Origin of the sequence: Glycomyces albidus, assembly GCF_009451885.1 — a bacterium.
Classification (GTDB): Bacteria; Actinomycetota; Actinomycetes; order Mycobacteriales; family Micromonosporaceae; genus Glycomyces; species Glycomyces albidus.
In genome coordinates, this window is the sequence record NZ_WIAO01000005.1 from 59,866 (window position 1) to 82,408 (window position 22,543).

15 protein-coding genes, 1 tRNA gene and 1 pseudogene are annotated in these 22,543 nt (G+C 68.4%); 15 read left to right on the top strand and 2 right to left on the bottom strand.

The genetic code is table 11. The features are described from left to right. Window positions 1-134: 134 nt before the first annotated feature. From GFD30_RS06140 to GFD30_RS06175, 8 genes are all read left to right on the top strand, one after another. The gene (locus GFD30_RS06140; protein ID WP_194201865.1) at window positions 135-1,823 is read left to right on the top strand and encodes an ABC transporter family substrate-binding protein; all 1,689 of its coding nucleotides are present in this window, start codon (window positions 135-137) and stop codon (window positions 1,821-1,823) included. 269 nt (window positions 1,824-2,092) lie between these two features. Beyond that, window positions 2,093-3,799, top strand: coding sequence for an ABC transporter substrate-binding protein (locus GFD30_RS06145; RefSeq protein ID WP_153024328.1), 1,707 nt, complete (start codon window positions 2,093-2,095; stop codon window positions 3,797-3,799). A 285-nt stretch (window positions 3,800-4,084) separates the two neighbouring features. Next, window positions 4,085-5,797, top strand: coding sequence for an ABC transporter substrate-binding protein (locus tag GFD30_RS06150; protein WP_153024329.1), 1,713 nt, complete (start codon window positions 4,085-4,087; stop codon window positions 5,795-5,797). A 474-nt stretch (window positions 5,798-6,271) separates the two neighbouring features. After that, window positions 6,272-8,008 carry an ABC transporter family substrate-binding protein gene (locus GFD30_RS06155; RefSeq protein WP_153024330.1) on the top strand — a complete coding sequence of 579 codons (1,737 nt, stop codon included), beginning with the start codon at window positions 6,272-6,274 and terminating at the stop codon, window positions 8,006-8,008. A gap of 239 nt (window positions 8,009-8,247) precedes the next feature. Then, window positions 8,248-9,273: an ABC transporter permease gene (locus GFD30_RS06160; RefSeq protein WP_153024331.1), complete on the top strand. Its 1,026-nt coding sequence runs from the start codon at window positions 8,248-8,250 to the stop codon at window positions 9,271-9,273. Further along, window positions 9,266-10,177 carry an ABC transporter permease gene (locus tag GFD30_RS06165; protein ID WP_227995890.1) on the top strand — a complete coding sequence of 304 codons (912 nt, stop codon included), beginning with the start codon at window positions 9,266-9,268 and terminating at the stop codon, window positions 10,175-10,177. Before GFD30_RS06160 ends, GFD30_RS06165 begins: the two co-directional genes overlap by 8 nt. A 2-nt stretch (window positions 10,178-10,179) precedes the next feature. Then, window positions 10,180-11,325 (top strand): ABC transporter ATP-binding protein, encoded by a 1,146-nt coding sequence (locus GFD30_RS06170; RefSeq protein WP_153024332.1) that lies wholly within the window; start codon window positions 10,180-10,182, stop codon window positions 11,323-11,325. Between the two features lie 5 nt (window positions 11,326-11,330). Next, a complete protein-coding gene (locus tag GFD30_RS06175) occupies window positions 11,331-12,365 on the top strand; it encodes an ABC transporter ATP-binding protein (RefSeq protein ID WP_153024454.1) in 1,035 nt (344 codons plus the stop codon). 950 nt (window positions 12,366-13,315) lie between these two features. On the opposite strand, the pseudogene GFD30_RS28210 reads toward GFD30_RS06175, so the two are convergent. Next, window positions 13,316-14,755, bottom strand: a pseudogene (locus GFD30_RS28210) (DUF222 domain-containing protein); the annotation flags it as partial. 60 nt (window positions 14,756-14,815) lie between these two features. Here GFD30_RS28210 and GFD30_RS06185 point away from each other — a divergent pair. From GFD30_RS06185 to GFD30_RS06210, 6 genes are all read left to right on the top strand, one after another. Continuing rightward, window positions 14,816-14,898 (top strand) — tRNA-Leu (locus GFD30_RS06185). 516 nt (window positions 14,899-15,414) lie between these two features. Further along, a complete protein-coding gene (locus GFD30_RS06190; protein ID WP_322632997.1) occupies window positions 15,415-17,100 on the top strand; it encodes a sensor histidine kinase in 1,686 nt (561 codons plus the stop codon). Further along, window positions 17,100-17,522, top strand: coding sequence for a roadblock/LC7 domain-containing protein (locus GFD30_RS06195; protein ID WP_153024333.1), 423 nt, complete (start codon window positions 17,100-17,102; stop codon window positions 17,520-17,522). The genes GFD30_RS06190 and GFD30_RS06195 overlap by 1 nt, the downstream gene beginning before the upstream one ends. Further along, the gene (locus tag GFD30_RS06200; protein ID WP_153024334.1) at window positions 17,522-17,893 is read left to right on the top strand and encodes a DUF742 domain-containing protein; all 372 of its coding nucleotides are present in this window, start codon (window positions 17,522-17,524) and stop codon (window positions 17,891-17,893) included. The genes GFD30_RS06195 and GFD30_RS06200 overlap by 1 nt, the downstream gene beginning before the upstream one ends. Then, window positions 17,871-18,473 (top strand): GTP-binding protein, encoded by a 603-nt coding sequence (locus GFD30_RS06205; protein WP_153024335.1) that lies wholly within the window; start codon window positions 17,871-17,873, stop codon window positions 18,471-18,473. The genes GFD30_RS06200 and GFD30_RS06205 overlap by 23 nt, the downstream gene beginning before the upstream one ends. Before the next feature lie 17 nt (window positions 18,474-18,490). Then, entirely contained in the window at window positions 18,491-19,093 is a 603-nt protein-coding gene (locus tag GFD30_RS06210; RefSeq protein ID WP_153024456.1) for a GAF domain-containing protein, read from the top strand. A gap of 68 nt (window positions 19,094-19,161) precedes the next feature. Here the strand turns inward: GFD30_RS06210 and GFD30_RS06215 are convergent, their stop codons facing one another. Next, complete coding sequence (locus GFD30_RS06215; protein ID WP_227995892.1) at window positions 19,162-20,361, bottom strand: acyl-CoA dehydrogenase family protein; 1,200 nt, start codon at window positions 20,359-20,361, stop codon at window positions 19,162-19,164. A gap of 374 nt (window positions 20,362-20,735) precedes the next feature. Between GFD30_RS06215 and GFD30_RS06220 the strand changes: the two genes are divergently transcribed. Further along, the gene (locus GFD30_RS06220; RefSeq protein WP_153024336.1) at window positions 20,736-22,454 is read left to right on the top strand and encodes a bifunctional metallophosphatase/5'-nucleotidase; all 1,719 of its coding nucleotides are present in this window, start codon (window positions 20,736-20,738) and stop codon (window positions 22,452-22,454) included. Window positions 22,455-22,543: the final 89 nt, after the last annotated feature.

Consider the following 22,543-nt stretch of genomic DNA (forward strand, 5'->3'; position numbering starts at 1 on the left):
CCCGAACCGAACCCCGGCGGCCACGCTGCCCCTTTCGCCTGAAGTCCCCGAAATCGCCCCTCCCAGGTGTCACGATGAACCGGTCGCGCCCGCCGAGGTGCGGCCCACAAGGGATACACAGGGGGAGTGGTCATATGCGACCTGCAAGGGCAACCGCGCTGGCCGTGGCCGGTGCGGCGGCGCTCGCGGCCGGGGCGCTCGGCGCCTGCGGCGGAGGCGATTCGTCGAGCGGCGGGGACAGCGAAGTCACCTGGGCGATCAGCTCGGGTTGGGACTCGTGGAACCCGAACACGAGCACCGGCAACAACAGCTACCTGACCCAGGTGCTCACCCCGGGGGCTGCGTCACTCGGCGACTTCGACCCGGACGGCGAGTTCGTCTTCAACGACGCGATCCTCTCCCAGGCCCCCGAGCTCACCTCCGAGGCCCCGCTGACGGTCGAGTACACCCTCAACGAGAACGCGCAGTGGAACGACGGCGAGCCCATCCGCGCCGAGGACTTCATCTACATCTGGTACCAGATGTCGGGCAACGCCGAGTACTGCAACCAGGACCAGTGCGCGCCCGCGACCACCGACTGGGGCGCCAACGTCGCCTCCATCGCCGAGGCCGACGGCGTCGTCACCGTCACCTATGTGGAGGGCTACCTCAACCCCGAGTGGGAGTTCGCCTTCCCGAACCTCATGCCCAGCCACATCCTCGAGGCCAACGGCTTCGAGAACTGGCAGAGCGACCCCGCGGTCATGGGCGCCAGCGCCGACTGGCTCGGCACCACCGCCCCGACCTGGTCCGCCGGGCCGTACACGCCGACCGACGCGGCCGTCGGCGACTACGTCATCTACGAGCCCAACGAGAACTACCAGGGCAGCGTCGAACCCGGCCTCGACAGGCTGACGCTGCGGGTCGTGGAAGGCACCGACGCGATCGTCACCGCCCTCCGCAACGGCGAGATCGACGGCTCCTGGCCGAGCGAGTTCAGCCAGGAGGCGCTCGACGAGGTCGCCGGCGACGACGCGATCGCCACCGAGGTCTACGAAGGCAGCATCTGGCTCCACATCGACACGAACACGAACAACCGGTTCCTGTCCGACCAGGTCCTGCGCCAGGCCGTGTTCACCGCGATCGACAACGAGGAGCTCATCACCCGCGCCTTCCCCGACACGGAGGTCTCGCCCCGCACGAACCACTTCTTCAGCGAGACCAGCGAGTTCCACGAGGACTTCCTGAGCCAGACCGACCCGCCGCAGGGCTCGGGCGACGTCGAGGCGGCGAACGCGGCGCTGGCCGCCGCCGGGTACACGACCGGTGAGACGCTCACGACGCCCGACGGCGAGGCGGTGACGCTGACGTTCCGCTACGGCGAGGGCGACGCGACCCGCACGCTCATCGGCGAAGTGGTCCAGTCGCAGCTCGCGGAGATCGGCATCGAGGTGTCGCTGTCGGCGATCCCGGACGGCCAGCTCGGCCCGGTCCTCGCGGAGGCCGACTTCGACCTGGTCATCTACGGCTGGTCGGGCACGCCCGCGTTCACGACCGCGCCGTTCCAGTACTTCGGCTCCGACTCGGGCTCGAACTTCGGGAACTACCAGCTCGAAGGGCTCGACGAGGCGATCGCTCGCGTCACGTCGACCACGTCGCTGGAGGAGGCGGCCGGGTTCGCCAACGACGTCGAGGCGATGGTCATGCCGGCGGCGTTCACGCTGCCGCTGTTCGACGAGCCGCAGTCGACGGTCTACAACCGGAACCTGCTGACCGGGGTGACCGTGAACGGCAACAGCCAGTCCGGTCCGCTGTGGGACGTGCAGAACTGGCAGCCCGCATAGGAGAGACGCGCACCGAGAACACCGGTCGAGGGGCCGTCCCGGAAGGGGCGGCCCTTCGCCGTGCCCGCCGCGGTGCGTATCGGTCGGGTAACAATGATCCGCCAAATCCGTACCGAGGCGTTCCCTTCGCCCGGTCGACATGGCACCGTTTGTCGCAGTACTGCCGAGGCGGCCGTCCGCCCCCTCTGCGGCCGCGCTGCCGGCGACGGCGCCACCCCGCGGCCGCTCATGGGCGTTCACCTCGGCCGACCCAATGGAGGAGAACAGCAATGGCTCTTACCCGTAGAGCATTCGGCGGTCTGGCCATCGGCGGGTCGTCCGCTCTCATGCTGGCGGCCTGCGGCGGCGACGAGGAGGACGGCGGCGAGCCCAGCGGCGAGCTCGAGTGGGCGATCGCGTACCCGTGGGAGGCCTGGAACGAGAACACGAGCACCGGCAACAACTCGGCCGGCCACCTCGCGATGACCCCGATGATCCCGCTCGGCCAGGTCGGCTACGACTTCGACCCCGAGGGCAACGTCGTGTACGACGACGCCCTCTTCGAAGGCGAGCCGCAGCTCATCAGCGAAGCGCCGATGCAGATCCAGGTGACCCTCAAGGAGGGCGCCCAGTGGTCGGACGGCAAGCCGGTCCGCTTGGAGGACTTCATCTTCCAGTGGTACTCGCAGTCGGGCGACCCCGCGCACGCGAACCAGGAGAAGGCCCTGCCGGCGAGCACCGCCTGGGGCTCCACGGTCGCCTCGATCGAGGAGACCGAGCCCGGCGTCATCGTCTTCACCTTCACCGAGGGCAACGTCGACCCGGAGTGGCCCTTCACCGGCGGCGTCTACCTGCCCAGCCACTACGCCGAGGAGAACGGCTTCGCGGACTGGCAGACCGACCCCGAGGTCATGGGCGACGCCATCACCTGGTTCAACGAGAACCTGTGGACGGTCGTCACCGGCCCGTACAAGCCGGTCGACAGCAAGCTCGGCGAGTACATCGTCTACGAGCCCAACGAGACCTACCAGGGCTCGAAGAAGGCCAAGTTCACCAAGCTCACGATGCGGCCGGTGACGGGCATCGAGGCCGAGGTGACCGAGCTGCGGCAGGGCACCATCGCCGGCTGCTGGCCGAACGACTTCAGCCTGGAGGTCCTCGAGCAGCTCGACGAGAACCCCGAGGAGTGGAAGTACGAGACGTACGCGGGCGCGACCTGGTCGCACTTCGACATCAACGTGCGCAACGGCTTCCTCAAGGACGTGAACCTCCGCAAGGCCGTGTTCACGACCATCGACATCAACGAGATCAAGGAGCGGGCCTTCCCCGGCACCGAGGTGCCGTGGCTGGGCAACCACTTCTTCACCGAGGAGAGCCCGTACTACCAGGACTACCTCACCCCGGCGAACTACGGTCTCGGCGACATCGAGGCCGCCCGGACGATCCTCACCGGCGCGGGCTACACCTGGAACGGCGACGAGAAGCTGGTCAGCCCCGACGGCGAGGTCGTGGCGTTCAACTTCCGGTTCGCGACCTCGAACGAGATCCGCAAGCTCACCGGCGAGGTCATCCAGGCCCAGCTCGAGCCGCTCGGGATCGACCTGGAGCTCAAGGGCTTCGGCGACGAGGACTTCTCGGCGACGCTCGCGAGCGCCGACTTCGACATGATCGTGTTCTCGTGGGTCGGCAGCCCGGCGTTCACGACCAGCCCGAACCAGTTCTTCGCGACGGACTCGGCCTCGAACTACGGCGGCTACGACGACCCGGTGATCAACGAGCTGCTGCCGAAGGTCCGGGCCACGTTCGACCTGGACGAGTCGGCCGACTTCGCGAACCAGATCAGCGCCCAGGCGGTCGCGCAGGCGTACACCCTGCCGCTGTACTCGAGCCCGCTGTCGGTCATCTGGAACGCGAAGCTCCTCGACCTCCCGACCCCGGTGAACCCGGCCAGCCAGGCCGGCCCGGTGTGGAACGTCCGCGAATGGCAGGCCCCCTGATAGGGCGTTTCATTCACTGAATTCCCCCGTGGGGCCGATGCCACATCGGCCCCACGGTCCATTCAGACCACACGGCCGCAGGCGCAAAGTCACGAATACATCACGAATAAACTCCAGTTGGACCCTGCGCCGTGTCAATCCGCTCACGTCTGTGCCAGTGTTTGTCACAACACCGCCGAGGGCAGCACGCCTTCCCCCAATCCCGTTCATCCGGACGCGAGGCATCGGCGCCTTTCGCTGCCGGCCGGAGGCCCCTCGGCATCGATATCTGGAGGAGAATCACTCATGGCTCTGACCCGTAGAGCTCTCGGCGGCCTGTCCCTCGGCGGCGGCGCCGCCCTCACCCTTGCGGCCTGCGGCGGCAACGAGGACGAAGGCGGCTCGGGCAAGACCGAGCTGGTGTGGGCCATCTCGTCGGCGTGGACCTCCTGGAACGAGAACACGCAGGCCGGCAACAACTCCTACGGCCACCAGGCGATGTACCCGATGGCCGCCGGCACCGGCGACTTCGACCCGGACGGCAACTTCATCTACGACGACGCGATCTTCGCGGCCGCCCCCGAGCTCGTCTCGGAAGCGCCGATGACGATCAAGTACGTGCTCAACGAGAACGCCCAGTGGTCGGACGGCAACCCGGTCCGCCTCGAGGACTTCATCTTCCAGTGGTACTCGATGTCCGGCAACCCCGCGCACGCCAACCAGGAGAAGGCCCTCCCGGCCTCCATCGACTGGGGCTCGAACATCGCCTCGATCACGCAGGAGGCGGACGGCTCGATCATCGTCACCTACGTGGACGGCTACATCGACCCCGAGTGGCTCTTCTCCTCGACGATCTACCTGCCCAGCCACGTCGCCGAGGCCAACGGCTTCGCCGACTGGCAGACCGACCCCGAGGTCATGGGCGACGCTATCCAGTACTTCGAGACCACCGCCCCGACCGCGGACGGCGCCGGCATCATCGGCACCGGCCCGTACCAGGTCGTCGACGCCAAGCTCGGCGAGTACGTGGTCTACGAGCCGAACCCGAACTACCAGGGCTCGGTCAAGCCGTCCATCCAGAAGCTGACCCTCCGGGTCATCGAGGGCACCGAGGCCATCGTCACCGAGATGCGCCAGGGCACCATCGACGGCGCCTGGCCGAGCGAGTTCTCCGAGGAGGAGAACGCCAAGCTCGCCGAGAACCCCGACCTCGAGATGCACACCTTCGCGGGCGCGGTCTGGCTGCACATCGACTCGAACTGCCAGAACGAGTTCCTCTCGGACGTCGAGCTGCGCAAGGCGGTCTTCACCGCCATCAACGTGCAGGACATCTGCGACAAGAACTACCCCGAGACCGGCGTCAAGCAGAAGCTCAGCCACTTCTTCCAGGAGGGCAGCCCCTACTTCGTCGACCACATCGGCCCGACCGGCCAGGGCTCGGGCGACATCGCCGCCGCCGCGCAGATCCTGACCGCCGCCGGCTACACCGGTGCGGCCGAGGGCGAGACCCTCACCACCCCCGACGGCCGCGCGGTCACCTTCCGGATGCGCTACGCCGACACCAACCCGGTCCGCAAGCTCGCCGCGGAGCTCACCCAGGCCAGCCTGGCCCAGATCGGCATCACGCTCGAACTGGTCGCCATCCCGGACGGCGAGCTCGGCAACGTCCTCGCGCAGACCGACTTCGACCTGGTCATCTTCGGCTGGATCGGCTCCGCCGCGTTCACCGTGCAGCCGAGCCAGTACTTCGAGTCCACCTCGGGCTCGAACTACGGCAAGTACTCGAACCCGGACGCCGACGCCGCCATCGCGCTGGTCCGCTCGACCTACGACATCGACGAGGCCGCGGACTACACCAACGCGGTCGACGCGATCGTCGCCCCGGACGCGTACACCCTGCCGATCCTCGACGAGCCGCAGGTCTTCTACTTCAACCCGGCGGTCCTCGAGGGCCCGACGGTCAACCCGGCCAGCCAGGCCGGCCCGCTGTTCAACATCCGCGAGTGGAAGCTGAAGTAGGGGTTCCCCGAGCCCTAGCGGCGGAGCCCTTTCCAGGGCTCCGCCGCTTCACTGATTTCTGAGCGGAGCGAACCGCGGCTCTCTCGGCGGAGACGCGAACCGCGCCCCGGCGACGCCGGGGACCCGCTCGGAGCCGGACGGTCGGTGCACCGCCCGGCGAACCGCACCCGCTCTCATCGTCGCGACGGGTATTTCCCTGACAGGCTGCCCACCCAGCCAGAACGCTGAAAATCCCACCTTTCGCCGTCATTCAGGGAATGAACATCACGGGAACATAACGAACGAAGCTCATCTCTGGTTCGGCCGTGAGAAACCTGCGATTCCCGTGGAAGGCTGTACCTCGCGTCACCCGACCCGCTGCTCGGAGGCCCCTTCGCGGAGCCGCCGCCCGCAGTGGCCTCGGCCCGGCAGGCACAAGCCCCACGGTGCCCTCCCCGCCGTCCGGTCCGGCGGCGCACACCCACGAGAGGAACCATGAAGCGACACCACATGGCGGCCGTCGCCGCCTTCGCCTGCACCACCCTGGCCCTTGCGGGCTGCGGCCAGGGGAGCACGGCCACGTCCAGCCTGGACGACTGCGTCACCGAACCCGCCGACTGCAACACAGGCGACCGGGCCGAGGGCGGCGAGATCACGTGGGCCGTCGACGCCGGATGGAGCAGCTGGAACCAGAACACGGCCGACGGCAACAACGCCTACGTGAGCCTCGCGCTCGCGGGCATGTGGCCCTACACCGGCCAGTTCGACCCCGACGGCGAGTTCATCGTCAACGAGGGCCTCTTCGCCTCCGAGCCCGAGCTCGTGAGCGAGAGCCCCGTGACCGTCGAGTACACCCTTAAAGAGGGCGCCAACTGGGGCGACGGCACCGAGATCGGCGTCGACGACTTCATCTACCACTGGTACGCCCGCTCGGGCGACGAGTCGCTGTGCGCCGGCTGCACCCCGGCCACCACCACTTACGGCTCCCAGGTCGCCTCCATCGAAGGCGACGGGAACACCGTCACCGTCACCTACGTCGACTCCTACCACTCCGCGGAGTGGAAGTACGAGGAAGTCCTCTCACTGCCCGCCCACGTCGCCGAGGCGCAGGGCTTCGACTGGAAGAACGACCCGGAGCAGATGGCCGCGGCCGAGCTCTACTTCTCCGAGACCACCCCCACCTGGACCACCGGCCCCTACAAGGTCACCGACGCGTCCATGGGCGAGTACGTCATCTACGAGCCGAACGAGGACTGGGCCGGCGACACCGACGTCACCCTCGACAAGCTCACCTTCCGCGTGATCGAGGGCATCGAGAACATCGTCACCGCCCTCCGCAACGGCGAGATCGACGGCTCCTCGCCGTTCTCCGCCACCGCCGAGGCCATCACCCAGCTCGAGACCGCCGAAGGCGTCGACTACTCCGTCGCCGGCGGCCCCAACTGGGAGCACATCGACCTCAACACCCGCAACGAGTTCCTCCAGGACGTCGCACTGCGCACCGCCGTCTTCCAGGCCATCGACCTGGAGAACATCATCGAGCGCACCTACGCGTTCGTGCAGTCCGACATCGAGCGGAAGAACAACCACCTGTTCCGCAACGGCTCCGAGTACTACGAGGACCACCTGACCGCCACCGGCCAGGGCACCGGCGACATCGAGCAGGCCCGCGGCACCCTCGAGGACGCCGGCTACACCTGGGACGGCGACGGGAACCTCCTCACCCCCGACGGCGACCAGGTCACCCTCGACTTCCGCTACCTCGAGACCCGCGAATCCCGCAAGATCACCGGCGAACTCACCCAGGCCACCCTCACCGACCTCGGCATCGACGTCGAACTGCGGGCGATCGCGCCGGACGCGCTCGGCACCGTCCTCGCCGAGGCCGACTTCGACATCATCAACTTCGGCTGGAGCTCCGACCCGCTGTTCGTCGGCTCCCCGTCGCAGTACTGGTCCTCCGAGTCCGGCTCCAACTTCGGGCACCTCGAAGACCCCGAACTCGACGCGCTCATCGAGGACATCAACGGCACCCTCGACATGGACGAGGCCGCCGCCCGCGCCAACGAGGCCGTCAAACGCGTCATCGAGGACGCCTACGTCCTTCCCATCGTGGACGCACCGGTGATGGTGATGGTCTCCGATAGGTTGGTGAACGTCCGGGACAATTGGGCTTCCCAGCAACGAGCCGCCTACAACATTGCAGAGTGGGGTGTGGCAGACACTGAGTAGTTTTCGCTCTTTGAGTGGTTTCATGTACGAATCGCCCACTCCCGATGCGCGCCCGGTCGGCTCACGCGAGCAGCGCCCAGCTCCGCACGGGAAGCAGATGTGAAGAGAGTGCCAGAAGCTCGCCGGCCCGGCCCCCGAAACGGGGAGCCGGTGAGCCCAATGAGGAGCCGCGCGCCAGCGCGGCCGGACCGGTCGGCAGGCGGACCGGTCCACAGCAGAGAAACCGTTAACGAGGCATTATGGTTGTATTCATAATCCGGCGCACCCTGATGATGATCCCAGTGCTGCTAGGGGCCACCATCCTGTGCTTCGCCCTGGTCGACTTGTCGAACGACCCCGTGCAGGACCGGGTCTTCGAGATCGAGCAGTCCACAGGCGAGCCGGTACCCCAGTCGACCATCGACGCACTGGAATCGTCGTGGTACTACGACCGATCCGTGCCCGAGCGCTATTGGATCTGGCTCACCGGGCTCGGTGACACCAACGGCGACATCGGCCTGCTCCAAGGCAAGTGGGGCCCCTCCATCGAGGGCTCCGCCATGGACATCAGCTACGAGGTCTCCACCCGCTTCTGGATCACGCTCCGGCTGGTCCTCTTCGCCACCCTCGCGTCCATCGGCATCGCCATTCTCGCCGGTGTCGTCAGCGCGGTCAAGCAGTATTCGAGGACCGACTACACCCTGACGTTCGTCGGCTTCCTGTTCCTCGCCATGCCCGTCTTCTGGCTCGGCTCCCTGTTCAAGGAGGGCGCCGTCCAGATCAACAAGGTCCTCGGATCCACGGTCTTCCAGACCTACGGGTCCGGGACGACCGGCTTCCGCGGCAACGGCTGGGAGGTCTTCGTCGACTCGCTGCCCTTCCTCATCGTGCCCACCCTGGTGCTCATGCTCGGCGGCTACGCCGCCATCTCCCGCTACCAGCGCGCCAGCATGCTCGAGGTCATGAACTCCGACTACGTGCGCCTCGCCCGGGCCAAGGGCGTCCGCAACGGCACCGTCATGCGGCGCCACGCCCTGCGGACCGCCCTCATCCCGGTCGCCACCTTCGCGCCGCTGGCCCTCTCCGGGGCCATGGGCGGCGCGATGGTCACCGAGAGGATCTTCGGCTGGAGGGGCCTGGGCGTCTACTCGCTCGACGCGATCAACGCCGGCGACACCTTCGCCGTCATGGCCTACGTGCTCATCTCCGGCGTCGTCGTCCTCGTCGGCGTCCTGATCTCCGACATCCTGTACGGCGTGCTCGACCCGAGGATCCGCTATGAGTAACACCGCTGCACCCCGCCTCGACGCCGAGGCCATGGCCACCAAGGAACGCGGCCAGTGGGAGATGGTGGCCCGCCGCTTCTTCCGCCACCGCGCCGCCGTCGTCAGCCTCGTGATCTTCCTGGTCATCGTGCTGTTCGCCTACGTCGGCCCGTTCCTGTGGAAGTGGGACTACAAGATCCACTCGGAGATCCCCTCGTGGGCCTCCCCGAGCCTGGACCACCCGTTCGGCACCGACAAGGCCGGGCGCGACATGCTCGGCGCCATGATGCAGGCGACGAAGCAGTCCCTGAACGTCGCGCTCGTCGTGGCCATCGGCTCGACCGTGATCGGCGCGCTCTACGGCGCCGTCGCCGGCTTCTACCGCGGCTGGGTCGACTCGGTGCTCATGCGCTTCCTCGACATCATGTTCGTGATCCCGTTCCTCGTGATCACCGGTGCGCTCGCCGGCGCCATCGACACCTCGGTGCGCTGGTACCACATGGCGATCATCCTCGCCGTGTTCGGCTGGACCTCGATCGCGCGCGCCGTGCGCGCCGAAGTCCTGTCGCTGCGCGAGAAGGAGTTCATCGAGGCCGCGCGCTCCGCGGGCGGATCGGACTGGCACATCATCACCAAGCACCTGATCCCGAACACGATGAGCGTCATCATCGTGTCCGTGACCCTCCAGATCGCCTTCGCCATCCTCTCCGAGACGACCCTGTCGTTCCTCGGCCTGGGCATCCAGAGCCCCGACACCTCCCTCGGCCTGCTCATCGAGGCCGCGGGCGCGTCGGCGTTCAACGAGCACTGGTACCTGTTCTACATCCCGGGTGTCATGATCATCCTCATCGCGCTGACGATCAACTTCATCGGCGACGGCCTGCGCGACGCGATGGACCCGCGACAGACGATGGTGAGGCGATAGGAATGTCGAACATCTCGGTCTCCACCAGCAACGGGGACTCCCGCGCCGTCGGCGCGAAGGGCGACACCGTCCTGTCCGTGAAGGACCTGGCCGTCTCGTTCCCGACCGACGACGGGCTCGTGCACGCCGTCCGCGGCGTGTCCTACGAGCTCCGCCGCGGCCAGAGCCTCGGCATCGTGGGCGAGTCGGGCTCGGGCAAGTCGGTCACCTCCATGGCGATCATGGGCCTGCTGCCCAAGACCGCCCAGATCACCGGCTCCGCCAAGCTCGAGGGCGACGAGCTCCTCGGCCTCGGCGACGCCGAACTGTCCCGCATCCGGGGCAAGAAGATCTCGATGATCTTCCAGGACCCGCTGACGAGCCTCAACCCGGTCTACACGGTCGGGTTCCAGCTCGGCGAGGCGATCCGCACCCACTACGGGGACCTCTCCAAGCAGGAGGTGCGCACCCGCTGCATCGACCTGCTCGACTCCGTCGGCATCCCGAACCCGCAGCAGCGGGTCGACGCCTACCCGCACGAGCTGTCGGGCGGCATGCGCCAGCGCGTCGTCATCGCGATCGCCATGGCCAACAACCCGGACGTCATCATCGCCGACGAGCCCACCACGGCCCTCGACGTGACCGTCCAGGCGCAGGTCCTGGAGGCCCTGGAGAAGGCCCGCGAAGAGGTCAACGCGGCGCTCATCCTGATCACGCACGACCTGGGCGTCATCGCCGGGCACACCGACGAGGTCCTGGTCATGTACGCCGGGCGCCCCGTCGAGCACGGGTCGGTCGACGAGATCTTCTACGAGCCGCGCATGCCCTACACGCTGGGCCTGATCGGTTCGCTCCCGCGCATGGACGAGAGCCGCGACCAGCGGCTCACCCCCATCCACGGGACGCCGCCGTCGATGCTGAACCTGCCGGTGGGCTGCCCGTTCCGTCCGCGCTGCCCGATGCACCAGGACATCTGCGCCGAGGTGGAGCCGGGCCTGCTGCCCATCAACGGCTCGGGCCACGTGGCGGCCTGCCACTTCTCGGACCAGCTCGAGGGCAAGGCCCCCGACGAGGTGTTCGCGCCCGTCGCCACCGACCTGTCGGTGGAGGCCGAGGTCGAAGCCGTCGAGGCCGAGGCCGCCGCGCTCCACGAAGAGGAGGACAAGTGAACGCCATGCTCGACACTCCGCAGACCGCGGCGAACCCGGTCATCGCCGGGAGGAACCTGGTCAAGGAGTTCCCCGTGCGCTCCAAGGGGATCCTCCGGCGCAAGGTGGGCGCGGTCCACGCCGTCTCCGGGGTGAGCCTGGAGATCGGCGCGAACGAGACGCTCGCGCTCGTCGGCGAGTCCGGCTGCGGCAAGTCCACCACGGCGCGGCTGCTGATGAACCTCATCACGCCGACCTCGGGTGAGGTCCTCTACGAGGGCAAGGACCTGACGAAGCTGTCCCGCAACCAGATGCGCCCGATCCGCCGCGACATCCAACTGGTCTTCCAGGACCCGATGGCCTCGCTGGACCCGCGCATGACGGTCTTCGAGATCATCGCCGAGCCGCTGCGCGTGCACGGCATGTTCAAGAACGGCGGCCGGGACCGGGTCAACAGCCTGATCGAGATCGTCGGCCTGAACCCCGAGCACCGCAACCGGTACCCGCACGAGTTCTCGGGCGGTCAGCGCCAGCGCATCGGCATCGCCCGCGCGCTCGCGCTCCAGCCGCGCGTGCTCATGCTGGACGAGCCGGTGTCGGCCCTGGACGTGTCGATCCAGGCCGGCGTCATCAACCTGCTCGAGGACCTCCAGGACGAGCTGGGCCTGTCGTACCTGTTCGTGTCGCACGACCTCTCGGTGGTGCGGCACATCGCGGACAAGGTCGCGGTCATGTACCTGGGCAAGATCGTGGAGGAGGGGACCACCGACCAGCTTTTCGCCGGTCCGGCCCACCCGTACACGCAGGCCCTCATGTCCGCGATCCCGCTCCCGGACCCGCGCAAGGAGCGGACCCGCGAGCGGATCGTCCTCCAGGGCGACGTCCCGAGCCCGTCGAACCCGCCTTCGGGCTGCCGGTTCCGCACGCGCTGCCCGCTGTTCAAGGAACTGCCGGAGAACGACCAGCGCAAGTGCATCGAGATCGAGCCGCTCCTGCGGACCGACCACGACGGCCTCACGCGCGCCGCCTGCCACTTCGCTCGGAAGAAGCAGCTCGTCTGATCGTCAGAACAGTTGGGCGTCTGAGCGTTGGGCGTCTGAGCGTCTGAACGGACAGCGTGAAGCGAATCACTGAACGGCCGCTCCTCCTCTGGGGGAGCGGCCTTCGGCTTGCTCCGCGGGCGGGGGAGTGAAGTGTCGTGTTCGGCTTTGCAGTGCAGTGCAGTGCAGTGCAGTGCGGTGCGGTCTCCGGTGCGGTGGAGTTCGGTTCGGAGCAGTGGGGTGCGGTGCGATGCCGTCGGGTTGCGGTGCGCCGCTTCGTTTCGCACTGAGGCCGACCGGGTCCGCTGCGGGCCGGGTGTCCGGCGGCCTTGCGGGTCCCGTCCGGTGCGGGTCTTTTGGCGGCGACAAAGAGGTGGAGGGGCGGCCGGGGTCGGACTCGGGCCTTGGGGCCCGTCGAGGTTGCCAGGGCGGGGGAGGCGATCAGGTCCCCGGTGTCGCGATGGACGAGCTCGGGAATCGACCGGGACCGACCTGCGGGACTCGGGTGCCGGGTCGGGGCTGGTGGCCGAGCCGGCGAGGTGAGTGTGCCTATTGCGGCGGGCTTCGGGGCGGGTGGATCGGGGCCTGGACATGCCGAGGGGCCCTATCCCGCAAGGGGAGTCGGGCTGCGCGTCGGTGGTGGACCTGTGCTCCCCCTCGGCGGGCGACCGCCGAGGGCAGGGTAAGAAGGGCGGCCCGCCGGAGTCCTCCGCCTGCTCCTTCACCCTGAACTTCTCTCGGGCTCGGGCGATCGCAGTCTGCATGTTCTTCTGAGCGAACCAGATCGCGTGCTCGGTCAGCTCGCGTTTGAAGGCCGGCGACCATTCGTCCGTACTGTGGCCGTTCGGCAGGTCCTTGAGGAGATCCGCTTCCCACTCGGTGTCGGTGGTGCCGTTGATGTGGGTGATCGTCGCCGTGCCGGGGCCGGTCTTCTCGATCCGCCACTTGTCCGTGTGGATCCTGCCGTGGTGGAACCGGCAGAGGAGGATCAGGTTCTCGGCCGTGGTCTCGCCGCCGTCGGCCCAGTGCCGGATGTGGTGGGCCTCGGTCCAGGAGACGGGGGCGCGGCAGCCCGACCAGGCGCACCCGCCGGGCTGCTCCAGCTCCAGCTTGTGCCGGAGGGCCGTGTTGGGGAGGCGCTTCTCCCGGCCGAGCTCCACGGCTTCGCCGGTGGTGTAGTCGAAGACCGAGGGGATGACCCCGGCCTCGCAGGCGAGGAGGCGGGCCCTGGCGACCGAGATCGGGCGGCCGTCGAGCATCGGCAGCCGCCCCGTCTTCTCGCCCCGGAGGGTCTCGAGGTCGCAGGTGAGGTTGAGCGTCGCCGTGTGGCCGTGGCGCCTCGGGGCCCGGGGTTCGGTGCCGTAGGCCGCCACCATCTGGTGCAGGGCCTCGGCGTTCCGGTTGGAGGCGGAGGGAAGCAGGCCGTCCGCGTCGGCCTCGTCCTGCCGGGGAGGAGGAACCGCGGTCTTCAAGGCGTTGCTCAGCAGTCGGCCGGTGTCCCCGGTGAGCCGCCCGTCCAGGTCCCACATGCCGTCGGGCCGCTCGTAGACTTCGAGCCAGGCCAAGGTCTGCTGGCTCATCTCGTCGAGCAGGGACTGCTGGTCGAACAATTCGGCGCAGATCCGGTCGAAGTGCTCGGCGAGTTCCGAACGGGCCGCGTGGATGCAGTACTCCCGGATCAGCTCTTCGGGAGTCCGACAGGAGATCTCGCTGTCATAGGGGGACTCGACCGGAGTGGGGTATGGGACTCGGGAGTGCACCGCCAGGCCCTCTCGCTCGATGCGGCGCATGGCGTATGCAATGGAGTCGAGACTGGCGATGCCGGAAAGGGCCGCCGCTGCCAAGTGCTTGAACTTCGGGGCGAGTCGTGCAATGGACGCCATCTGACCGGCGCTGGAGGCATTGAAGGAGAAGGACTCCATGATCCAGTCGCGAATGCCGGAGAAGCCGTCGCAGGTCTTGTGCAGACCGGCCGATGTGTAGTCGATGACCGCTTTGAGCGCCGCCGCCTCGAGAGCGCGTGCTTGGGAGGCAAGGGATTCGATTCGTGGGCGGAGGAGAGCGGCCTGGTGGTCCCGGTTGGAAATGGTCGAGATCGTCATCGGATGGCTCACCTCCTCGGTCCTATCCTCTTGTGGCTTGTGTTGCGGTAGTTCGATTGTGACAGGTCGTGGGGGTGGTGGCATCACCTGAACGAGTGAAATAGGGTCCAATGTAGACCGGAGTGGCCGGGTGCCGCCTTTCGCTCCGCGGGCCGAAAGCCCAGGTGGGACATGGAAACAGACGACCCCTTTGTCGCCGCCGCTTGAACCTTGTGGAGCGACGAGCCGCAGGCCGAAGTGCGGACCACGGGCCGATCCAGTCTTGTGTCGGGATGCTGACACTTTGCCGTCTGCGCAGGTCAGGGGCATAGTTGGGTCGAGTGGTGTAATCCACGGAGCGTCAGGAACCGATAGCGTGGCAGCATACGGGCCCGAGTGGTGGAATCTGGTAGACACAGTCGGCTTAAAACCGGCCGTCGGGAGACTTGCGGGTTCAAGTCCCGTCTCGGGCACGGGGGCTCTGCGGGCCAACGGAAGCGGCTCGGGGTCCTGCGGATCGACGGGAGAGGGGCGGGACCGGACGAGGTGGGACTGTCCGGTCCCGTAGTGTCGTATCTCGCATCCAAGAGCATCTCCGGCCATCCCCGGGCCTTCCGCCCGAACGGGTGATCGCACCGGTGTCCTACGGAAGGCGTGGCGCTCGGCCGCCGAACGGCCGCTGACCTGGACGAGAACCACTGTGACCGGACCATTTCACGCGTGCGTCAGAATGCATCCGCAGGTTGACGGCACAGGACCACCGTGATATCCAGGGGACAGAGCGCTGATACCATTCTGTCGAGCCAGCCGGTGGGGGCTAAGCCCTTCCCTTCTGCTGCAACGACTTTGTCACTTCCCGGTATCGCGGAAGCCGATAAGCCAGTGTCGTGAGGATGGCGATGCCCGAAACACCTCGGTCCACAACTCATACCTTTCAACCCTCCGGGCCAGCGCCCCAAGGCTTCTCCGGCGAGGAAGCAGGCGTCCCCGTGAGACTCAAACCCCGATTGATGCGCATGGCGCTGCTGCCGCTCGCGGCCGCAGCGGTTCTCGGCGCCGGCGTCGCCGGCGTCATCGCCGCGACCGGAGCCGATCGTCCTGTATGGATGATCCCCGCGGTCGCCGGCATCGCCGTGGTCCTGCTCGGTGTGGTCGCGTACATCGCGTCCAGCGCCGCAGGCAAGGCCGAATCCGACCTCAGCCGCCAGGTCGAGGCCGTGCGGCGCTCCACTGTGGAGACGCACTACAAGGTGTGGCAGATCCTCGACGACCTCCAGCGCGAACTGCCCCAGGAGCAGCGCTGGTCCGTGCCCCTGCCCAACCCCGGCGCCGGCGCCGCCTCGCCCGAGGAGGCCCTGCGCCTCCTCGCCTCGGAGGCCCGCCACCTGCGCGCCGCCGCGGAGGCCGTCGCGGCCCGCGGCGTCCGCCCCGTCCAGGCCGCGCCCCAGCAGCGCCCGGTCCCGCAGCAGATGGTGACCTCCGGTCCCATCGACGCGGTCGACGTGCACTCCCGCGTCGGCATCTTCGTGAACCTCGCCCGCCGCCTGCAGTCGCTGGTGCACCGGGAGATCGAGCAGCTCGACGAGCTGGAGAACCAGGTCGAGGACCCGGACCTGCTCAAGGGCCTGTTCTCGGTCGACCACCTGGCGACCCGCATCCGCCGCCACGCCGAGAACCTCGCGGTCCTCGGCGGGGCGACCTCGCACCGCCAGTGGTCGCGCCCGGTCAACGTCTACGAGGCGCTGCGCTCCGCGGTCGCCGAAGTGGAGCAGTACGCCCGCGTGAAGCTGGTGCGGCCCATCGAGGGCACGCTCAAGGGCCACGCGGTCGCGGACATCATCCACCTGGTCGCCGAGCTGGTCGAGAACGCGACGACGTTCTCGGCGCCGGGCACCCAGGTGCTCATCCGGGTCCAGCGGGTCCGGACCGGGCTGGCCGTCGAGGTCGAGGACCGCGGTCTGGGCATGGAGAACCACGAGCGGAACCGGTACAACACGATGCTGGCGACGCCCGACCAGGTCGACCTGGACGAGCTGCTCGCGGACGGCCGCATCGGCCTGTACGTGGTCTCGTCGCTGGCCCGCCGGCACGCGCTGACGGTCCAGCTCCAGTCCAACATCTTCGGCGGCACCCAGGCGATCCTGGTGGTCCCCGAGGAGCTGCTCGGCGACGACACGCCGCCGCCCCGGGCCCCGGAGGTGCGCGAGATCCCCGCGGCGGCCCGCGAGATGCCGGTCCGCCAGCCGGGCGCCCAGGCGCCCCCGCAGCTGCCGTCGGTGCAGCTGCGCCCCCTGCCCACGGCGGGGAACGCCCCGCAGCACGCGTCGATGCCGCAGCCGAGGATGGACGCCTCCGCCCCCGGGTACGCGCCGGTCTCGGTGGTGGACACCGGCGCACTGCCGGTGACCGCCGAGATGCAGGCGATCGAGGCGCCCCGGCCCAACGGCTCCCGTGCGGCGTTCGACGCCGACGGGCGCCCCGCCCTGCCCAAGCGCAACAAGCAGACGCACCTCGCACCGCAGCTGCGGGACGAGCCCGCTCCGGGCTCGCGCGGGTCGGAGATCGGCCACGACCCCGGTCTCATGGCGGCGTTCCAGCAGGGCCAGCAGCGCGCGGACGCCGGTCCGCAGATCCCCACCGATTCCGTTTCTCCGTACAGGAATGAGGAGTTCTAATGGCAGGCGACGAGGCAGGCGCGCACACGGATCTCAGCTGGCTGCTGGCGGGCCTCATCAGGAAGGTCCCGCACACCCGCAGCGCGCTGCTGCTGTCCTCGGACGGCATCAAGAAGGCGTTCCACGGGATGGGCACCGACCAGGCCGACCAGTTGTCGGCGATCGCGTCGGGCATGTTCTCGCTGGCCCGCAGCGCCGGCGCCCAGTTCGGCTCGGCCGGCGGGGTGCGGCAGGTCGTGGCGGAGCTGGACGACACGCTGCTGTTCGTCTCGACGGCGGGCCAGGGCGCGGTCCTGGCGGTCGCGGCGGGGCGGGAGGCGGACGCGGGCGTCCTCGGTTACGAGATGTCGATCCTCGTCAAGAGCGTGCGTCCGTACCTCGAGACGCCGGTGCGGAGACCCAGCGGCGAAATGGTGGGCTGATGGCCGACTTCGAGCACCGGCCACTGCTCGACGAGGACGCGGGGCCGCTGGTCCGGCCGTACACCGTCAGCAACGGGCGCACCGCCCCGACGGCGAAGCTGGACCTGCTGTCGCTGGTCCGCTCCACCGGGCAGCTCCGTCCCTCGCAGTTGGAGGCCGAGCACGCCGAGGCGCTGATCCTGTGCCGGGAGCCGATCTCGGTCGCCGAGGTCTCGGCCCACCTGCGGCTCCCCGCCATGGTCATCAAGGTCCTGCTGTCCGACCTGGTCGACTGCGGGGCCGTCACCGCCCACTCACCCGATCCCGCCGTCGACCCCACCGACAAAACCGTATTGGAGGCACTCCTCAATGGCCTACAACGGCGACTCTGACCGATCGCCCGCACAACAATCAGCCCTGCCCACCGCCATCAAGCTGCTCGTCGCCGGGGGGTTCGGGGTCGGCAAGACCACCTTCGTCGGGTCGGTCTCCGAGATCGAGCCGCTGAGCACGGAGGAGACGATCACCACCGCCTCGATCGGCACCGACGACCTGACGGGCGTCGGGGACAAGACGACGACGACGGTGGCGCTGGACTTCGGACGGATCACGCTCGACCCGCAGCACATCCTGTACCTGTTCGGCACTCCCGGGCAGGACCGGTTCTGGTTCATGTGGAACGAGCTGTCGGACGGGGCCTTCGGCGCCGTGGTGCTCGCGGACACGCGCCGCCTGGAGGACTGCTTCCCGGCGCTGGACTTCTTCGAGCGCCGCGGCACCGCGTTCATCGTGGCGGTGAACGAGTTCGAGACCGGCTACCACTACGAGCCGGAAGAAGTCAGGGCCGCACTGGACCTCAAACCGAATATCCCGATCGTCTGCTGCGACGCACGCGATCCACGTTCCGCAACCTTGGTGCTGGTCACCTTGACCAAGCACCTGATGTCGGCCGCTGCTTCGAGCGTCCGGTAAAGGAGCCATCAATGTCCATGCCCGAGAACGAGTTCCGACTCACGATCACGCCCGACGACCCGGGCGCCCCTGAACGGGTCAAACGCCTGCGCCAGCTCGGGATCGGCGATCTGCCGGACCCGGAGTTCGACGAGCTCGCCAAGGAGCTCACCGAGCTCACCGGCGCGCCCTACGCCATGGTGAACTTCATCGACGAGGACCGGCAGTACTTCGCGGGCCTCGCCGCCCCGGAGGCGGACACCGGGAACCAGGCGATCGCGGGCGCCGGCGAGGCGGTCGAGGTCGGCCGCGAGATGGACCGCGACCACGGGTACTGCCCGCACGTGGTGGTCCGCGGGAAGGCGCTCGTGCTCGGCGACGTGTGCGACTACCCCCGGTTCGCGGGGAACCCGGTCGTCGACAAGATCGGCATCCGCTCCTACCTGGGGGCGCCGCTGATCGACGACGAGGGGAACACGCTCGGCACGGTCTGCGTGGTCGACACCGAGACCCACGACTGGGGGCGGCCGGGCCTGGACATCATCAAGGGCATGGCGGCCAAGGTGATGGACCGCATCCGTGAACGCAGCGCGCAGGAGCGGCGGGACCCGTACGGGAGCGAGAATCCGCTCCAGGGGTGAAAAAAGAGAGGAGGCGGTTCCCGCCTCCTCTTCGCGCCGCTCCGGCCGATCCCTCCGGATGGCGCGCTCTAGCTCACCGCGACCGCGCCGCCGTTCGCCGTGATGCGCTCGGACCACTGGCCCTTGGTCCGTCCCATCGCGGCTTCGGCGAGTCTGAGGCGTTGCACGTCGGAGGTGCCTGCGGGCGCGAAGATGTGGTACGCGTCCCGGAGGAACCGCTCGACGGGCCGTTCGGTGGTGAGGCCGACGGCCGCGTGGATCTCCATGGCCTCGCGCGCCGAGTCGAGTGCGGACTCGACGTTGACGAGTTTGGCGTTCATCAGCTCGATGTCGCAGGGCTCGCCGCGGTCGAGCAGGTGGGCGGCGTGGTAGGCGGTGATCCGGGCCGTCATCAGCCTGGAGGTGATCTGTCCGATCTTCTGCTTGATGTTGTCGAGTTCGGCGATGGGCTTGCCGTAGAGCTCGCGCCCCGAGGCGTAGGCGATCGTCTCGTCGAGGATCGCCTGGTGGATGCCGAGTGAGACCGCGGTGAGGTTGGCGCGGCCGTAGAGGATCGACGACGAGTAGGCGACCGCGAGGCCGTCCCCCTCGTCGCCGAGCCGGTTCGCGGCGGGCACCCGGCAGTTCTCGAACAGCAGCTCGCCGAAGCTGAAGCCGTGCAGGCCCATCGTGGACTGCTGCGGCGCCAGCGCGAACCCGGGCCGGTCCGGTTCGACGAGGAAGGCCGTGAGCCCCTTGGGGCCCAGGCCGGTGCGGACGACCACGCCGTGCAGGTCGCCGACGTGGCTGTTGCCGACGAAGACCTTGTGGCCGTTGAGGATGTAGTCGTCGCCGTCGCGGACGGCACGGGCGCGCATGCCGAGGACGTGGCCGCCGGAGGCGGTCTCGGTGACGGCGATGGTGGGGAGGCACGAGCCGTCGGCGACCTTGGGGAGCCAGGTCTTCTTCTGCTCGTCCGATCCGAAGTGGAGGATCTTGGCGACGCCGAGCTGCGACGCCTGGACCATGGCCCCCATGGCGCCGGAGACCCTCGAGAGTTCCTCGATGATGATGGTCTTCGCCAAGTGGCCCCTGCCCATCCCGCCGTACTCGGCGGGTATGGTGACGCCGATCCAGCCCTGTGCGGCGATGAGTCGGGACAGCTCGTGGTGGACGGTCTTCCGGGTTTCCATTTCTGGGATGAGCGGGCGCACTTCGCGTTCGGCGAAGGCCCGCACCTGGGCTCTGAGGGCGTCATGCTGTTCGGTCGTGAAATAGCCGGTCGTCAACGGGTAACCCCCCTGTGGGCGTGTCGCTCGTCGATGTCCGCACGTTGGTGCGGCGGTCCCCACCAAGTGACAAGCTGTATATGCGAAATGTTCTCGCAGTGACTGTAGCAACCGTTATCGCATGGGGCAAGGGTCAGCAATGTGGACATAAGTCGGTTACGTGGCAGTAACGAATTGTTGTGGCCCAAGGGATCAGAATGTTCCCATATCCCGGGAGTGAGGGTGTGCGAACGGTCGCGCTGTGCTACCGACCGGGATGTTGCCGGACCTTTCCGGAGGCGTTATCCTGCGGTGACTCGCGGGCAATCGTCCCATGATTGGATCAGGCCGGGACGTCCTGCCCCGCCCATCGACCCCACCCCGTATGGAGAGCCATGTTCAACTTCAAACGCCGCGCGGCCGCGGCCGCCGGGGCGCTCGCCCTCGCGGCGGCGACGGTCGCCGCCGGCGCCTGGTCGTTCGGACCGGACCACGGCAGCGGCCACGGCCGCGAGGTGGACCTGCAACTGCTGGCGATCAACGACTTCCACGGCAACATCGAGGCCTCCTCGGGCCTGACCTGGCCCGGGCACACCGCCCCCGTCGGTGGCGCCGAGTACCTCGCGACCCACCTCGAGCTCGCGCGCGAAGGCGAGGACCACTCGACCACCGTCGCCGCCGGCGACCTCATCGGCGCGAGCCCGTTCCTGTCCGCCGTCTTCGACGACGAGCCGACCATCGAGTCGCTCAACGCGATGGGCGTCGAGGTCTCCGCCGTCGGCAACCACGAGTTCGACGCCGGCATCGACGAGCTCAACCGCATCATCGAAGGCGACGACGACTTCGAAGGCGCCGACTTCCCCTACCTCGGCGCGAACGTCGTCGACGAGGCCACCGGCGAACCGGTCCTCGACCCGTACTGGATCAAGGACTTCGGCCGCGGCGTCAAGGTCGGGTTCATCGGCATGACCCTCGAGGGCACCGGCGACATCGTCTCCAAGTCCGGCATCGAGGGCCTCGTCTTCGAGGACGAGGTCGCGACCGCGGAGCAGTACTCCCGCGAGCTCAAGCGCAAGGGCGTCAACGCGATCGTCGTGCTCCTGCACGAAGGCGGCGTGCCCGTCGCCGAGGACACCGGCCACGACTGCGAGTCCGCCGCCGGCACCGCGACCGGCATGTCCGGTCCGATCGTCGACATCGCCGAGACCATGACCCCGCTCGTCGACGTCATCGTCTCCGGCCACACCCACCAGGAGTACGTCTGCTCCGTCGACGACCCGGCCGGGAACCCGCGCCTGGTCACCTCCGCGTCCAACTACGGCCGCGTGTTCACCGAGATCGACGCGACCTACGACAGGCGCACCAAGGACATCGTGCGCTCCACCGTGGTCGGGTCGAACACCGTCGTCACCCGCGACGTCGACGCCGACCCCGACCAGACCGCGATCCTCGAGGAGTACGGGCCGCTCGCCGCGGAGGCCGGGAACCGCCTCGTCGGCTACATCGCCGAGGACATCAAGCGCGGCCAGACCCGGGCCGAGGAGTTCCCGCTCGGAAGCCTCATCGCCGACGCGCAGCTGTGGAACACCGCGAGCGCCGACACCGGCGGCGCCGAGATCGCGTTCATGAACCCCGGCGGCGTCCGCGACGACCTCCTCTACGCGGAGGGCACGCCCGGCGAGGCCACGTACGCCGACGTGTTCGACGTGCAGCCGTTCTCGAACTACGTCGTGACGCTCGACCTCACCGGCGCGCAGATCCTCGAGGCGCTGCGCCAGCAGCTCCCGAGCGCGGCCCGGTCCACGACTCTGTTCCTCCAGGTCTCCGAGGGCTTCACGTACACGTGGGACAAGACGAAGACCGGCACCGACCAGATCGTGGCGGACTCGTTGGCGCTCAACGGGGAGCCGATCGTGGCCGACCGGACCTACCGGGTCACGGTGAACTCGTTCCTCGCCGACGGCGGCGACTCGTTCACCGCGTTCGCCGACGGCGAGAACCGCCTCTTCGGCGAGCTCGACGTGGACGCGTTCGAGGACTACATCACCGAGTTCGGCACCCAGGCGAACCCGCTGGAAGCGCCGGACCTGGGCCGGGTCACGGTCGTCTCGTAGATTCCTGAGGACATTCACAGGCGGCGAGGGCCCTTGCGGCCCCGCCGCCTGTCGTCATCGGGGCACGGACCGGATAGTCTTGTACCACC

Coding starts and splice junctions, on each gene's coding strand:
- GFD30_RS06175 (WP_153024454.1), top strand. CDS start 11,331: ATGCTCGACACTCCGCAGACCGCGGCGAACCCGGTCATCGCCGGGAGG.
- GFD30_RS06160 (WP_153024331.1), top strand. CDS start 8,248: ATGGTTGTATTCATAATCCGGCGCACCCTGATGATGATCCCAGTGCTG.
- GFD30_RS06150 (WP_153024329.1), top strand. CDS start 4,085: ATGGCTCTGACCCGTAGAGCTCTCGGCGGCCTGTCCCTCGGCGGCGGC.
- GFD30_RS06200 (WP_153024334.1), top strand. CDS start 17,522: ATGGCCGACTTCGAGCACCGGCCACTGCTCGACGAGGACGCGGGGCCG.
- GFD30_RS06155 (WP_153024330.1), top strand. CDS start 6,272: ATGAAGCGACACCACATGGCGGCCGTCGCCGCCTTCGCCTGCACCACC.
- GFD30_RS06195 (WP_153024333.1), top strand. CDS start 17,100: ATGGCAGGCGACGAGGCAGGCGCGCACACGGATCTCAGCTGGCTGCTG.
- GFD30_RS06145 (WP_153024328.1), top strand. CDS start 2,093: ATGGCTCTTACCCGTAGAGCATTCGGCGGTCTGGCCATCGGCGGGTCG.
- GFD30_RS06210 (WP_153024456.1), top strand. CDS start 18,491: ATGCCCGAGAACGAGTTCCGACTCACGATCACGCCCGACGACCCGGGC.
- GFD30_RS06220 (WP_153024336.1), top strand. CDS start 20,736: ATGTTCAACTTCAAACGCCGCGCGGCCGCGGCCGCCGGGGCGCTCGCC.
- GFD30_RS06140 (WP_194201865.1), top strand. CDS start 135: ATGCGACCTGCAAGGGCAACCGCGCTGGCCGTGGCCGGTGCGGCGGCG.
- GFD30_RS06205 (WP_153024335.1), top strand. CDS start 17,871: ATGGCCTACAACGGCGACTCTGACCGATCGCCCGCACAACAATCAGCC.
- GFD30_RS06170 (WP_153024332.1), top strand. CDS start 10,180: ATGTCGAACATCTCGGTCTCCACCAGCAACGGGGACTCCCGCGCCGTC.
- GFD30_RS06165 (WP_227995890.1), top strand. CDS start 9,266: ATGAGTAACACCGCTGCACCCCGCCTCGACGCCGAGGCCATGGCCACC.